General features: G+C 69.6%; 15 protein-coding genes and 3 tRNA genes. 12 read left to right on the top strand and 6 right to left on the bottom strand.

All coding sequences use genetic code 11. The annotated features are described in order from the left end of the window. Positions 1 to 121: 121 nt before the first annotated feature. The 10 genes from ACZ6S4_RS26705 (at position 122) to ACZ6S4_RS26750 (ending at position 7745) form a co-directional block, all read left to right on the top strand. Positions 122 to 1609 carry a dienelactone hydrolase family protein gene (locus ACZ6S4_RS26705; RefSeq protein WP_465477539.1) on the top strand — a complete coding sequence of 496 codons (1488 nt, stop codon included), beginning with the start codon at positions 122 to 124 and terminating at the stop codon, positions 1607 to 1609. A 102-nt stretch (positions 1610 to 1711) separates the two neighbouring features. After that, positions 1712 to 2365 (top strand): hypothetical protein, encoded by a 654-nt coding sequence (locus ACZ6S4_RS26710; RefSeq protein ID WP_465477540.1) that lies wholly within the window; start codon positions 1712 to 1714, stop codon positions 2363 to 2365. A gap of 411 nt (positions 2366 to 2776) precedes the next feature. Beyond that, positions 2777 to 2849 (top strand) — tRNA-Leu (locus tag ACZ6S4_RS26715). Positions 2850 to 2860: 11 nt separating this feature from the next. Further along, a tRNA-Arg gene (locus ACZ6S4_RS26720) sits at positions 2861 to 2934 on the top strand. A gap of 65 nt (positions 2935 to 2999) precedes the next feature. Beyond that, positions 3000 to 3080, top strand: a tRNA-Tyr gene (locus ACZ6S4_RS26725). Positions 3081 to 3233: 153 nt separating this feature from the next. After that, entirely contained in the window at positions 3234 to 4094 is an 861-nt protein-coding gene (locus ACZ6S4_RS26730; protein WP_465477690.1) for a sulfotransferase domain-containing protein, read from the top strand. A gap of 104 nt (positions 4095 to 4198) precedes the next feature. After that, on the top strand, positions 4199 to 4372 hold the full coding sequence (locus tag ACZ6S4_RS26735; RefSeq protein ID WP_465477541.1) for a hypothetical protein: 174 nt from the start codon (positions 4199 to 4201) through the stop codon (positions 4370 to 4372). 47 nt (positions 4373 to 4419) lie between these two features. Next, positions 4420 to 5754 (top strand): alpha/beta fold hydrolase, encoded by a 1335-nt coding sequence (locus ACZ6S4_RS26740; RefSeq protein WP_465477542.1) that lies wholly within the window; start codon positions 4420 to 4422, stop codon positions 5752 to 5754. 174 nt (positions 5755 to 5928) lie between these two features. Further along, positions 5929 to 6462 carry a DUF3887 domain-containing protein gene (locus ACZ6S4_RS26745; protein WP_465477543.1) on the top strand — a complete coding sequence of 178 codons (534 nt, stop codon included), beginning with the start codon at positions 5929 to 5931 and terminating at the stop codon, positions 6460 to 6462. A gap of 26 nt (positions 6463 to 6488) precedes the next feature. Continuing rightward, entirely contained in the window at positions 6489 to 7745 is a 1257-nt protein-coding gene (locus ACZ6S4_RS26750; RefSeq protein WP_465477544.1) for a serine hydrolase, read from the top strand. Here ACZ6S4_RS26750 and ACZ6S4_RS26755 read toward each other — a convergent pair whose 3' ends face one another. Beyond that, complete coding sequence (locus ACZ6S4_RS26755; RefSeq protein ID WP_465477545.1) at positions 7746 to 8564, bottom strand: hypothetical protein; 819 nt, start codon at positions 8562 to 8564, stop codon at positions 7746 to 7748. It abuts the gene before it with no gap. Positions 8565 to 8622: 58 nt separating this feature from the next. Between ACZ6S4_RS26755 and ACZ6S4_RS26760 the strand changes: the two genes are divergently transcribed. Further along, positions 8623 to 9648: an NYN domain-containing protein gene (locus ACZ6S4_RS26760; RefSeq protein WP_465477546.1), complete on the top strand. Its 1026-nt coding sequence runs from the start codon at positions 8623 to 8625 to the stop codon at positions 9646 to 9648. A gap of 8 nt (positions 9649 to 9656) precedes the next feature. Here the strand turns inward: ACZ6S4_RS26760 and ACZ6S4_RS26765 are convergent, their stop codons facing one another. The 5 genes from ACZ6S4_RS26765 to ACZ6S4_RS26785 are packed head-to-tail and all read right to left on the bottom strand — an operon-like array spanning position 9657 to position 12994. Further along, positions 9657 to 9959, bottom strand: coding sequence for a hypothetical protein (locus ACZ6S4_RS26765; protein ID WP_465477547.1), 303 nt, complete (start codon positions 9957 to 9959; stop codon positions 9657 to 9659). 31 nt (positions 9960 to 9990) lie between these two features. Further along, positions 9991 to 11253 (bottom strand): WXG100 family type VII secretion target, encoded by a 1263-nt coding sequence (locus tag ACZ6S4_RS26770; RefSeq protein ID WP_465477548.1) that lies wholly within the window; start codon positions 11251 to 11253, stop codon positions 9991 to 9993. Continuing rightward, positions 11250 to 11579, bottom strand: a complete 330-nt coding sequence (locus ACZ6S4_RS26775; RefSeq protein WP_465477549.1) for a hypothetical protein — start codon at positions 11577 to 11579, stop codon at positions 11250 to 11252. The genes ACZ6S4_RS26770 and ACZ6S4_RS26775 overlap by 4 nt, the downstream gene beginning before the upstream one ends. Then, positions 11576 to 11779: a hypothetical protein gene (locus ACZ6S4_RS26780; RefSeq protein ID WP_465477550.1), complete on the bottom strand. Its 204-nt coding sequence runs from the start codon at positions 11777 to 11779 to the stop codon at positions 11576 to 11578. The genes ACZ6S4_RS26775 and ACZ6S4_RS26780 overlap by 4 nt, the downstream gene beginning before the upstream one ends. 54 nt (positions 11780 to 11833) lie before the next feature. Continuing rightward, entirely contained in the window at positions 11834 to 12994 is a 1161-nt protein-coding gene (locus ACZ6S4_RS26785; protein WP_465477551.1) for an Ig-like domain-containing protein, read from the bottom strand. Positions 12995 to 13105: 111 nt separating this feature from the next. Here ACZ6S4_RS26785 and ACZ6S4_RS26790 point away from each other — a divergent pair, with 111 nt between their 5' ends. Then, positions 13106 to 13567 (top strand): phage tail protein, encoded by a 462-nt coding sequence (locus ACZ6S4_RS26790; RefSeq protein ID WP_465477552.1) that lies wholly within the window; start codon positions 13106 to 13108, stop codon positions 13565 to 13567. The last annotated feature ends 54 nt before the right edge of the window (positions 13568 to 13621 follow it).

Consider the following 13621-nt stretch of genomic DNA (forward strand, 5'->3'; position numbering starts at 1 on the left):
GCCGACCGGGGCCGGCCTCGACGCGCGCGGAACACCCACAGGGCTCCCTCTCCGGACTGTCGACGCCGTGCGGTCGCCAGGACGATGCTAGAAGGAAGCCGGTTCGATGTCACACTCGTGCGTGGTCAACGCTGCCCGGTCCCGCTTCTGTGTGCTGGTCGTGACGCTGCTCGCCGTCCTGGTGGCGGTCGTCGGGGGGTGGCTACTGGCCGGCCCGTCCGGCGAGGGGACCCGCAAGCACGTGGTCGTCGACGGCGTGCCGCTCGACGAAGTCCACCCACCCGCCGGTGCCCGCCGTCCCGGGGTCGTGGTCGCCCACGGCTTCGCCGGCTCAGCGCGGTTGATGGCCCAGTTCGGCGACTCCCTCGCGGCCCGGGGCTATGTGGTCGTGCTGCTCGACTTCTCCGGCCATGGTGCCAACACCAGGCCGCTGCCGGACAGCGCCGCGAGCACCGATTCCTCCACCGCCGCCCTGCAGCGTGACCTCGACGTGGCGGCAACGCACCTGCGGCAGCTGCCCGACGTCGACCCGTCCAAGATCGCGCTGGTGGGCCACTCGATGGGCGCCTCGGCCGTGAGCCGGTACGCGGTGGCGCACCCCGAGATCGCGGCGACGGTCGCGCTCTCGCTGCCGGACGCCTCCACTGTGCTGCCCGAGCGGCCGGCGCGGTTGCTGCTGCTGGTCGGCGCGCTGGAGTTCCCGGGCTTCCGGGCCGAGGCCGAACGCGCCGCCGGGCGGATGGTGGTCGTGCCCGGCGTCGAGCACATCTCCATCCTCTACGCGCCACGTACCCATCGGGAGACCGCCGCCTGGCTGGACGAGAGCTTCGGCCGTCCGGCGTACGAGTCCGCGATGCCGTCGCCGATCCGCGGGATCGCCGGGGCCGCGATGCTGTTGTTGTCCCTGCTGGCCGGGCTGTTTCCGCTGGCCCGGCTGGTGTTCGGCACCGCCCGGGGCCGTTGGCCGCGGCTCCTGGTGTCGCAGCTCGGCGCAGTCCTCGCGGTCGCTGCCGGCGCCGCGGCGGTCGCCGCCGTGCTTGCCCGGCTGCTGCCGACCAACCGCCTGCCGGTGTCCATCGGTGGTTACCTCGTCGGATTCACCGGCGTCGCCGGGGCCATGATCCTCGGCTACCTCCGCCTGCGCGGCCCGGTCGGCCCGGACCCCGCGCCGGTCACCCCACCGGGAAGGCTGCGGCTGGCCCTGGCCACACCCCTGCTCATCGGGTACGCGGCCACGGCGATCGCCGTGCCCACGCACCTCGGCCTCACCTACGCCATCCCCGGCGGGTCCCGGTGGTGGCTGCTGGCATTGCTGTGGGCGGGCTTCGCTGTCCTCGCGTACGCCGCCGAGCGGGTCACCGCCGGCAACAGCTTCGGTGTCCTGGCCGTCTCCGCGGTCGCGGTGGTCGCACTGACGGGCGCGGCGGTTGTCGGGCTCACGTTCGGATTTGTGCTGCTCATCGTCCCGCTGCTCGCCGTGCTGCTGCTCTGGCAGGCGATTTGGAGCGCCGTGCTGCACCGCTTCTCGGCGCCGGGGTGGCTCATCGCGCTCGTGGGGTCACTCCTGGTGGCCTGGCCGCTAGCGACCGCTCTGCCGATCACCGGATAGCCACCTCCAGGGTTCGTGCCACTGTGCGCTGCGATCGCGCCGTAAGGGCCGCTTGATCGACACCATGGGCCGGGTCGGAACACATCGATCTGGAGGAATCCCGTGCGGACCTGTCGTTCCACTGTTCTCTTCGGCGTCCTGGCTGCCGGCCTGGTGCTCACCCAGCAGGCGTGCACCCGCGGCGACCGGCAGTCCGGCAAGCCGGTCGCCTTCACCACCCCAGCCTCCGCGGGCACGACGCCCGCCCCGATCAGGACGACCAAGGCGGGCAGCGGCAACAAACCCGCGGTGAGCAGCAAAGCGGACCCGATTCTGGCCGGCAAGCGGCAGGTGGTGATCAGGCCGATCCCGTCCAGCGAGTCGATCGTCGCGGTCGACGAGGACGGCCGGCTCAACCTGACCGACGGCGAGGCCGAGTTCGGGCTGTTCGTCCTGGCCCCGGTGGGCGACAAGTTCCTGATCAAGACCGCGAAGGCCGGCGCCGGTGGCGAGCCGTCGTGCATGGGCATCAAGAACAACGGCAGCAGCCCGCTCACCGTGGAAGCGACCGCCTGCGACACCCGCCGCGACGGCCAGCTGTTCACCATCAGCCGGCTCAAGGCCAAGGACAAGCAGGGCCGGCCCACGTACGCGATCAGCAACGAGGGCGCCTTCCTGCAGGTCTTCCCGCGTACCGGCCTGATCGCCGAGGAACTGGGCGACGCGCCGCTGCTGACGACCTACGCGTTCATCGACAACGGCCCGGTCGGCTCATAACCCGGCGCCCGCAGGAACGCCCGCGCGATGACGGCATGCCGCGGCGAGCTCCGCCGTGACCTCCCGGACCGCCAGGCAGTAACGGCCGGTCCGGGCACGCTGCGGCGCGGGCAATGCGGGTCACAAATGCGTTGACGAGAACGGCGGGGGTCGGCCATCCTGGATACCGGCATCGCACCGAGGCTTTGAAGGGAGTTGACCGTCATGTCGCAGCAGAACGCTTATTCGCTGACCCTGTCCGACCTGACGGCCGAGCTGTACCTTCGCGGCCGACAGACCCGCCTTGAGCTGGGGTGGTGGAGCGGTTAGCGCAGCAGAGCCCGCGTCCGCGCCGCCCACCTCGAGTCGAGGAACGGGTGGCTTTTTCTTTTCCCGAATCGCCCCTGAACGCATTCGGTGGAACCATTTTTTGCCCGGGTGGCCCAACGGCAGAGGCGTCCGATTCAGGGTCGGAAGGTTGGGGGTTCGAATCCCTCTCCGGGTACGCAGTACAGGGTTCCCATGGCGCAGCTGGACAGCGCGCGACGCTACGAACGTCGAGGTCGCAGGTTCGAATCCTGCTGGGAACGCGCAGCGTGACCGATCGTGCCGGACCCGTGAGGAGCCGGCCGGCCGGGGCGCTGGGAGCAGACACGCGGTAGCGCCGACGCGGGAGAGTCGGGCCTGCCTGTAAAGCAGGTGCCTTGCTGAGTGGGTTCGAATCCCTCCTACCGCACATCACCGCGGCGGCCGATCTCATTGATATCAGGCACGCCGATCACTATCACCGATGTCTATACAGGCTCTATCATGGGCTGCGTTGCGGGCGGCGACGGCCCGCCGAGCGGGCGACATTTACCCACTTCGCAGATGGGAATTGTGGTCAGCGATGATCAACCGCGCCGTGATGTACACCAAACAGCACACGCCCAATTCCGTCCGCGTCGCGGCCCGGCGAATGCAGCTCGAAGCCCACAATGCGCGGCTGCGGCTCACGGTGCCGGTCGTCGCCCGGTGCGAATACGACAACGTCTATCACTGCGCGGTGCGCAAGACGGCCAGCCAATGGATGAAAGCGCTCTTCGGTGACCCGACCGTCTATCGCCACTCCGGTCTGCTGCCGTACGACCCGCGGGCGTACCGGTGGCGCCACCCGCAGCCCTTCCCGCCCGGCCGGATCGTCTCGTCCCTGTTCATCTCCCGCCGGCGGTTCCAGGACCTGCCGAAACCCGAGCGCCACCGGGCGTTCTTCGTGCTGCGCGACCCCCGCGACATGGTCGTCTCGAGCTACTTCTCCACCCGGAACTCGCACGCGCCGATGGGTGACATCCCGCAGGTGCGGAAAGTGCTGCGCGAGAAGCCGTTCAAGGACGGACTGCTGTATCTCATCGATCATCACGCCGAACGGGGCACTTTCCGGGCCCTGCGATCATGGGTGGCCGCCGCCGAATCGGACGAGATACCGCTGTTCCGCTACGAGGAGCTGACCGGAGAACAACAGCACGATGAAGTCGACCGGATGATGCGGCACTGCGGCATCGTCATCCCACCGCCCGAGCTGGCCGATCTGCTTGCAAGATACAGCTTTTCCAGAATGCGCAGCGGCCCGGAGGACACGACCCGGCCGTCGCATTACCGCAAGGGCAAATCCGGCGACTGGCAGAGCCATTTCGACGACGACATCCACGAGGCCTTCGCCGCGGCCACCGGTGACCTGGTCGAACTCCTCGGATATCCCGCACACACCTGAGGTTCGGGCCGGCTGCGGGGGAGCGACACCACGCCACCGCTGTCGCCGGATCACGTGGCGCTCGTCGCCGCCTGCAGCGGCTGCCCCGGGCCACGCGCGAAACCGTGGTGCTGCACCACATCGCCGACGCGACCGGGCCCGCCATGGACTTCGCCGGCCTGGGCGCCGCGGCCGCGTACGCCTTCAAGCCGGACTTCGCCGACGTGGTCGCCCGCGCTGCCCGGCGGCGCCGCCGGCGCGCGTTCGGCGCTGTCTTTGTCGCCCTGGGCCCCCACTGAGCGGGACAAGCCGTTGACCGGGATGTTCACCGAGCTGCGGCAGCAGGGTGCTGGCAGAAGATACGGCTGGCGACGACGCCCGTCCGGAGTACTGGAACAGTGTCGACGGCGGCGTCACCTGGCGGCGCCCGGCGACGCGTGACGTCGACGCCTTACCGCCGGCCTGGCCCCTTCGGGCGGAGCGGAACGCCGTCGACGCCCTCGATCCGGCCACCGGCGACCTGGCTCGGCACGCCTACGCCAAGGCCGGCGGCTGGCAGGACCTCTTGGTGCTCGACACTCCGCCGGACGCCGGGATCTGGGCCCTGGACGGCGAGGCCGAGCCGATGCCGAGCCCGCGGCCGACTGGGCCCGTCGTGCTACGGAGCCGGCTCGTGGCCCGGGTCAGCATGGACGGCGGGCGAGGCTGGGAGACCCGCCGGCTCCCGAGATCGGCGGACGGCATCTCGCCGGACAGCATCCAGCTCGCCACCGCCAGGACCACAGGAACCGGTGCGCTGGCCGTATCGGCGACCATCCATGAGGATGCGGTGATGGAACGCTTCACCAGCGAGGGCCTCAGCTTCGAGGTGACCGACACGCGCCCGGCCGGTGGCTCCGGTACGGGGGAAGTGGTCGTGTTGCTGCACGGCTTTCCGCAGGACCGGCATTGCTGGGACGCGGTGACGCCGGCTCTGACCGGCGCCGGCTACCGGGTCCTCGCTCCCGACCAGCGCGGCTACTCCGCGGGGGCCAGGCCGGCGGGCCGTCGGGCGTACGCGACTTCCCGGCTTGCGGCGGACGTGCTGGCCCTGGCCGACGCGGCCGGCGCGGAACGCTTCCATCTGGTGGGCCACGACTGGGGTGCGGCCCTGGCCTGGTACGTGGCCGGCCACCGCCCCGACCGGGCGAGCTCGGTGGCCGCCCTGTCGGTACCCCATCCGGAGGCGTTCCTGCGGTCACTCACCTCCAGCAGCCAGTTCTTGCGCTCCTGGTACATGGCCGCTCTGCAAGTGCCGTGGCTGCCCGAGTTCATGCTCTCGCGCCGGAGCGGCGAAGCGATGCGGGCGTCTCTGCGGAGCTCCGGACTCGACCCGGAAAGCGCGGCCCGCTACGCCGCCAGGGCAGGCGACCGGGCCGCTGTGCGGGCCGCGATCAACTGGTACCGGGCCATACCGTTCGGGCTGCGGGACCGGACCGGCCACATCGAGGTGCCCACGCTCTTCATCTGGAGCGACGGAGATCGCTTCATCTCCCGGGCGGCCGCCGAGCGTTGTGGACGCTACGTCGACGGTCCCTACCAGTTCGAGACGCTTGCCGGGGTGTCCCACTGGCTGCCGGAGAAGGCCCCCGAGCAAGTTGCCACACTCTTGGTGCGGCATCTCGCGACTCATCCGTCCTGATTTTTCGTGCGGTATTCCGTGCCGCGCCGACACGGATTAACATTACGTGCTGTGAACTGCGAACACTGCGGTAACCCGCTTCCCGCTCGCCTTGGACCTGGTCGTAAGCAGCGGTTTTGCAACTCGACGTGCCGCAGTGCGGCCCGTCGGCAACGCGAGGCTGTCAATTCTTCCTTGACATCGCCGGACGTCGGCGGGACCCTCGGGGAAGTACAGGCTGTGCACCGGCAGGTGCTCGAAGCCCAGGACTCGCTGCGCGCCGCGGTCGATCGTGCGCGGGCCGAGGGCCGTACCTGGCAGGAGATCGGAGACGTCTTGGGCACCACGCGACAGGCGGCGTTCCAGCGGTTCGGGCGACCGGTCGATCCGCGTACGGGTGAGCCGATGTCGGCCGGGATCCTGCCCGGCGCGGGCGACAAGGCGCTCGACCTGCTCACCCACCTCGCGGCCGCCCGGTTCGACCGGGTCCGCGGCGACTTCGACGAGACGATGCGGCGGGAACTCGACACCCAGGCGCTCGCCTCGGTGTGGGCGGTGGTCGTCGGCAGCGTCGGCGCGTTCGAGCGGTTCGGTGATCCGGTGGTGCACGCCGCCGGGGAGTTCACGGTGGTCGACGTCCTGATGCACTTCGAGGCCGGGCAGAGCACAGCCCAGGTGAGTTTCCGTCGCGAGGGGACGGTGGCCGGGCTGTTCATCCGGCCGGCCTGACCTCGCCCGTACCCCCGGGGGTTCTGATGGTCCGGAGAATTGTCGCGGTCATCGCGGCACTGACGTTGACGCTCGGTCTGCCGGCCGCGCCCGCACTGGCCGCTTCGCCGGCCGAGACCCAGTTCGCCTGGTTGATCGACGCCTCGGCCCGGCTGCCGGTGCCGGCCGACGAACTGGCGCAGCACCTCGACCAGGGGCTGCTCGCCATGAACGTCAACGAGGCGCTGCGCCCGGTGGCGCCGTTCACGCCGGCCGCGGTCATCTCGTCGTCACCGACGCAGCTCCGGCAGCTCGTGTCGAGCCCCGCCGGCACTCTGCTGGTCACCCTCACCGTCAACCCGTCCGGCTTGATCACCGGACTGCGCTTGACCCCGTACCTCCCGGCCCCGACCACCTGGACCGCCGTCGACAGCAGCTTGCGCACCCTCGCGCCGCGGGTGTCTTTCGCGGCCATGCGGATCTCGCCGGCCGGCTGCCGGCTGGTGCACGGCAAAAACCCCGACACGGTACGGCCACTCGGTTCCGCCTTCAAGCTGTACGTGCTGGGCGCTCTCGCCGAGGCCGTGCAGTCCGGCCGGCTCTCCTGGGACACCGAGTTGCCGCTGAACCCGGCCTGGAAGTCCCTGCCGTCGGGCGTCATGCAGGACGAGCCGGACGGCACCGTGCACACCCTCGCCGACCACATGATCGCGATCAGCGACAACACGGCCACCGACCACCTGATCCACCAGGTGGGCCGGGAGGCGGTGCGGCGGCAGTTCACCCGCTTCGGCAACTCGGCGCCGAACGCCCCGGTGCTGACCACCCGCGAGTTCTTCGCGCTCAAGGGGTGGCGCTACCCGGCCGCCGCGGCGTCGTACGCCGCCCTGAGCCCGGCCCTGCGGGCGCGGATGCTGCCGCTGCTCGACCGGGTCCCGCTCACGTCGATCACCGCGTGGCCGAACCCGCGGATGATCGACAAGGTGGAATGGTTCGGCTCACCGATCGACATGTGCCAGGCGTACGCCGGACTGTGGCGGCAGCACGAGCCCGCGGTGAACGCGGCTCTGACCATCAACGACGGCGGTGTCGCCCTGCCCACGGCGGAGTTCCCGACGGTGTGGTTCAAGGGTGGTTCGGAGCCCGGCGTGCTGACGCTCAACTACTTCGCCCGCGCCGCCGACGGTGACCTCGTCACGGCGAGCCTGATGCTGTCCGACCCGGCCCGTCCGCTGGATGAGGCCTCGGTTGTGCCCCAGGCTGTCGCCCTGCTCCGAGGGGCACTCCAGCTCACCGCCGGATGATCAGCGGCCGGCCCGGCCCGGGAAACGCTTGCCGATCGGCCGGCGGTTCCCGGGGCGGGGAGCCGTCACCGGCGTTGCGGTGGCCTGATACCGGCGGGCATCTTCGGCCACCGTCTCGTCGGCGTCGTTCTCCAGCGCCTGCCGGATGTGCTGCGGGGTGACGGCCGACGTGGCCAGCGAACGCCGCACCTCCACGGATCGGTCGTTGACCAGGGCCTGCAGGTCTGCCTCGTCCAGCGGCAACGCCCGGACCAGCGCCGCCCGGACGTCGGGTGACGAGTCCTGGGCCAGCGCGTGCCGGTGCTCGGCGGTGGTCTGCTCGTTGATGGCGAGACCCTTGCGCACCCGGACGGTCCGATCCTGGAGGAGAGCGGCGATGACGTCCGGGTCGTAGGTGTGACTGGCCAGCCGCTCCCGCACCTCCGGGGAGGCGTCCTTGACGAGGATCGCGGCCAGCTCGGGCTCGAGCTCACCCATCTCGGCGAGCAGCCCGCGCAGCTCCTTGTCCTGCGCCTTCGCCATCACCTGGCGTACCCGGGCATCGCAGGACGGGTTGGCCGCGACCGCCCAGCGCACCCACCGGTCGGCGTCGCCGACGAGGCGCAGCAGGTTGCCCTGGCTGGTGGCCGGGTTCCCGGCGACCGCCTGCCGGACGGTGCGGTCACGATCACGGGCGAGCGGCCGCAGCGCCTCCGCCGGCGCGTCCGGCCGGGCGGCGACGGCGGCGCGAACCTGAACGGAGGGGTCGGAGGCCAGCTCGTAAAGCGTCGCGGCGGCGGTCGTACGGTCCTGCGCGAGGGCGAGCCGGTCGTTTTCCATGGGCGCGATCCTCTCACGCTTGGTCCGCGGGGCTCTCCGGCATGCGTACGCTGACCGGGTGGATCACGAAGAGCGCATCGCGATGTTCCTGGACTACGAGAACCTGGCGATCAGCGCCCGCGACCACCTGGGCGGCATGTCCTTCGAACTGCGACCGGTGGCCGACGCCCTCGCCGAGCGGGGCCGGGTGGTGGTCCGCCGGGCGTACGCGGACTGGTCGTACTTCGACGAGGACCGCCGCATGCTGACCCGCTCGCACGTCGAACTCATCGACATCCCGCAGCGGATGGGCGCCTCCCGCAAGAACGCGGCGGACATCAAGATGGTGGTGGACGCGCTGGAGGTGGCGTTCGAGCGGTCGTACATCTCGACGTTCGTGCTCTGCACGGGCGACAGCGATTTCACTCCACTGGTGCACAAGTTGCGCGAGCTCAACAAGCGGGTGATCGGGGTGGGGGTCGAGAGATCAACCTCGAAGCTGCTGCCCCCGGCCTGCGACGAGTTCCTCTACTACGACCGCCTCGAGGGCGTGGAGATCCCGGCGGTGGTGGTGCAGGAGCCGCAGCCTGCGCCGAGCGAGCCGGTACGGGACGTGGAGACGCTGTCTGCCCTGGTTGCGCAGACTGTCGCGGGGTTGCAGCGCAGTTCCAGCGGGACGGTGACTGCGTCGACGCTCAAGCGGACGCTGCTGCGGAAGGATCCAACTTTCAACGAGGCGGACTACGGGTTCCGGGCGTTCGGGGAAATGCTCCGCTACCTGGCCGGGCACAACGTGGTCGAGCTGATCGGCGGCGGCTCCGGCAAGGGCGATCCGGAGGTGGCGCTACCGGAGCACGGGGACCGGGAGGCGGCGTTCGCCCTGCTCCGCGGTGTGGTCTCCGACCTGGCGGGAAGCAACGGATCCGCGGCCCTGTCAGGCCTGAAGAACCAGGTGCGCAAGGTGGCGCCGGACTTCAGCGAGAAGAAGCTGGGCTACCGGAGCTTCCTCCAATTCTGCAAAGCGGCAGCGACGAGCAACGCGGTCGACCTCAAGTGGAGCCCCGAGGCCGACGACTACCTGCTCACCCCCAAGACCCAGAGCTGAAGGCGCTCTCAGTAGTAATAGGCGTGGGCGGTCTCCGGGGCCTTCCCCGCTCGCCGGTACGCGCGCATGATCGCGACGACCACCTGGGTGAACAACCGCCGGTCCACGCCGGCTGCGGTGCCCGACGGTTCGTCCTGCGCCGGATCGAACAGCAGATCCCCGATCGGCCGGCCGGTGCTGTCCGCCGGCCGGATTCGGCGCGTGGAGACCTCGAAGGTCACAAACCCGGTCTGTTGATCGGCCTCCCACCGGTACAGCACCACTGCGCCGGTCGGGTCACCATGTGCCCAGACGCCGATCGAGGCGGTCATCGCCGGCACCGCCCAAAATCATCGAGCACTGTCAGTCCCTTCGCTGATAGCCGACGCCGTCCCGGGCCGCGGCTTCAGGGTCCCACGTGAAGCCGGCCTCGTTCGTGGCGGCGTGCGCACGCCGGTAACTCTGGTCACCGGTGCTGGCCATGTACTCCGCCTCGAATCGCTCGTGCCGCAACAGGTCGATGTCCGCCGGGTGAGGATTTCCCTCAGCGAGCCGCTGCCAGGCCTCGGCCATCCGAGGGTTGGCGTCGAAACGGGCGACGGCGCTTTCACCGTACGAATCGAGGACGTGCTCGTCACGGAACACGTGATTCTTGATCTTCGCGATGTCCTCGGCGCTGAAGCCGTGCTCCCGTGCGCTCGCGGCCACGGCCGGAAGCTCGTCGTCGCCGGCCCGGATCGCGTCGTAGGCCTGCTCCGGCCAGGCGTCCTCGAAGTCGATGTCGCCGCGCGGACGCCGCAGCTCACCCCCGGTCTGGCGCGCTGCGGACGTCGTGTCGGATGCGGCTGCGGCCGGATCGGAACGGCTGAGTTTTCGGAGTGCCTCCTTGAGGCCGTCGAGAACGCCGGTCAAGTCATCGAGTTTGCCGCTGAGCCGCCGCAGGCTGGTGATCAGTGCTCGAAGGAAACCCTGGATCCGGTCGACCCACTTGGCGACCAGCGCGGCCACCTGACCGATGACGACGGGGGTTGCGATGCCGAGAGTCAGGCCTGCCTCCGCGAGCCATTGCGGCAGGCGGGCGGCGAGCGTGGCCACGAACTGGGCGATCAGTTCCCGGACGATGCCGCGGATCAGGCCGACGAGTTGGCCGGCGCCTTCCACCGCGGACGAGATCGCCTCGGAAGCTTGAGCCATGCCGCCGAGGACGTCAGCTTGCCGAGCCGCGTGACTGCGATAGGCATCGCCGGAGGCGCCCGACCAGCCGGCCGTCTGTGCTCGCACGGCGTCGGCGTATCGCTGTTGGGTGGCGGCCGTTGCCGCGGCGACGTTGCGCCAGGTGGCAGCGTGGGCGGCCACCTCGTCCGGCTGGCCGGCCAACCAGTCCAGCGCATCCTTCAGCGGCTGTACATGCTCCATCAGCCAGCCGACACCCCAGGCCACCAGCGAGCCGAGCGGATCGACGACCAAGCCGAGCATGTCGAGGCCGCCGCTGACGCCACCCAGCGTGCCGTCCACCCAGCTGCCGTTCTGGATGCCGCTGTTGATCTGCACAGCGTCCTCGACCAGGCCGAGGCCCGTGTACCAGGTGGTCGAGCTGTGCGCCTGAGCGACCAGCGGGTCGGTCACAGCGGCAGTTCAACGCCGGGGCCGCCGGCTGCGTCCACCCTCCGGGCGTTGCCGGCATCGGTGGCCGTCACGTCGGCGGCGGTCTTCCGTAGGTTCAGCGCGCTCTCTGTGAGGGTGTCCACCGCTTGATTCATGACCTCCGTCATGGTGCCGAACAGCGGACTCAGCAGTGCCGGCAGGAATTGGCAGAGTTGGCCGTAGGCCTGGCTGTCCATGGCGACCTCACCCGCTGCCGCGCGAGCTTGGGCCATGGCGTCGGAGGCCTCGCTCACCGCGTCGGCATGCTGCAACACCGCCTCGGCCGGGAACTCGACACCCGCGCTCACCGGTCGTCCTCGCGCTCGACCGGGGGAAACCGGGCGTCGAAGGAATGGATCACCGCGCGTCCCGTTTCGGTGTCCGCGCCGACGGTGTCCTGCACTTCCTCAGCCACACGGCGCGACAGCTCGACGCTGCGTGCCGCTTGGGCGTTGGTCTGCCCGACCCAGGTGTCCAACCAGTCCTCAGCAGCGTCGATGCCGTCCACGGCTACCACCCTCGTCGATGTCCTGCCCAGGCTACCGAGCGGTTGCCGACACCGTCACCGCTTGTACGTTCGCGTGGAGCTGTACCTGGTGTTGCCGGCCTTGTCGTATGCCCGGACCCGCACGGTGAACTTCTTGCCGTACTTCTTCGGGTTCACCCTGAACGAGTAGCCGGCTTTCGTGTCCGTCTGCACGACCTTGCCGTTGATCAGCAGCTGCACCTTGGCGATCCCGTACGTGTCGCTCGCCTTGGCAGTGACCGTGAACTTCTTCTTGACCTTTGCCTTGTTCTTCGGCGCCTTGCTGATCGACACCGTCGGGGCCTTGTTGTCCACGGTGAGGGACCGTTTAAGGACCGCCTCGTTGCCGGCCGCGTCGACGGCGCGCCAGCCGAGGGTGTACTTGCCGTTCGGTACCTCGCGGCTGTCGATAGTGACCGTGCGGGAGTTCTCCTGGCTGTACGAGCGGAGCTGCCGCGGAGTGTCCAATAAAGCCTCGAACGCGGCGAACGGGCTGGCGTCCTTGTAGCCGCTGAGGGTGACTTTGAAGGTGCCTCGAACTGCGCTACCTGCGGTGGTACTGCCGGCGATCACCGGCCGGTCGTTGTCGACGGTGACTGTCCTGGTCAGCGCCGTCACGTTGCCCGCCTGATCCCGTACGCGGACCGTCATGGTGGTGTTGCCGTTCGGGACCTTGACGTTCCAGCGGAGGTCGAGGTTGCCGCCGCCGGTGAGGTCCTTCGACGAGACCGCCGCGCCGCCGACGAGCAGCTCGGAGCCGATGACGTAGATGTTGTCGGCCGCGTTCACGGCGAGCTCGCCGCCTTGGCCGATGTAACCGCTTCTGCGGGGGAAGCGGACGGTCAGCCCGGTCGGCGCTCTGTTGTCCACCGTGACCTGGTAGCCGTCCGTCGTCTGCGTGCCGCTTGCCGTGGTGGCCCGGGTGCTGAGCAGCACGAGGCCGTCGAAGCCGGTGGTGTCCCAGTCGACGCTCCACGGCGCGGCGGTGTCCACGCCGACCTCTTTGCCGTCGGCGAGCAGCGTCAGGCTGGTGACAGCGGACATGTCCTCGCCCTGGGCCGGCTGGAAGGTCACCGGCGTGACGCCGGAAACGTAGTGCTGTGCGGCCCGTGCGAAGACCTTCGGCGGCCGGTCGGCGGCGAAGGCGGGTGTGGTGATGAATGAGGCGGCCAGCGTGGCCGCGGTAATGAGATGCAAGTCGTCCCCCGAGATCACCGCGATGGCAGCGAACCCTACCTTGAACGACCACGCACACCGCTACGCTGATCACGGCGGGATATGGACGAGCCGGCACGCGGAGGAGCAGTCATGTCTTATGCGGTGGACTTCGGCACCGTTTCGACCGTCGGCCTGGAGTCGTCGCCGGTTGCGGATGCGCTGGCCGGTCTGCGGGCGAACGAGGCCCGCTATTTCAAGAACAAGTACGACCACACCTTCACGGTGGAGCCCGCGAGCGAAGCCACCTCGACCATCGCCTGGGTGCACCGCATCCTCGAGGAGGAACGCGGCCTCGTCATCTCTTCCCCGCCGCTCGAGGCGACGGCCTTCCAGGTCGAGAACATCCGGATGGCCTACGTCTTCTACGAGAACGGCCTGTCGATCAACGTGATGTACACGATCGACGACGGCGGGAAGCGGGCGGTCGGCTTCAAGCTCTCCGACGGGATGGACGTTCCGGAGGAGCTCGGGGCGTTCAAGTTCGCCCGGCAGAAGTCGAAGCTGGCCGGCACCATCCGCGGCTCCTACTTCGTCATCAAGAACGAGTACTGAGCCCGGACCGGCGCCGCAGGGACCGGGCACCGACCGACCACATGATGGGAGCGC

The organism is Actinoplanes sp. NPDC051405 (assembly GCF_055586185.1).

Coding starts and splice junctions, on each gene's coding strand:
- ACZ6S4_RS26790 (WP_465477552.1), top strand. CDS start 13,106: ATGTCTTATGCGGTGGACTTCGGCACCGTTTCGACCGTCGGCCTGGAG.
- ACZ6S4_RS26730 (WP_465477690.1), top strand. CDS start 3,234: ATGATCAACCGCGCCGTGATGTACACCAAACAGCACACGCCCAATTCC.
- ACZ6S4_RS26750 (WP_465477544.1), top strand. CDS start 6,489: ATGGTCCGGAGAATTGTCGCGGTCATCGCGGCACTGACGTTGACGCTC.
- ACZ6S4_RS26755 (WP_465477545.1), bottom strand. CDS start 8,564: ATGGAAAACGACCGGCTCGCCCTCGCGCAGGACCGTACGACCGCCGCC.
- ACZ6S4_RS26765 (WP_465477547.1), bottom strand. CDS start 9,959: ATGACCGCCTCGATCGGCGTCTGGGCACATGGTGACCCGACCGGCGCA.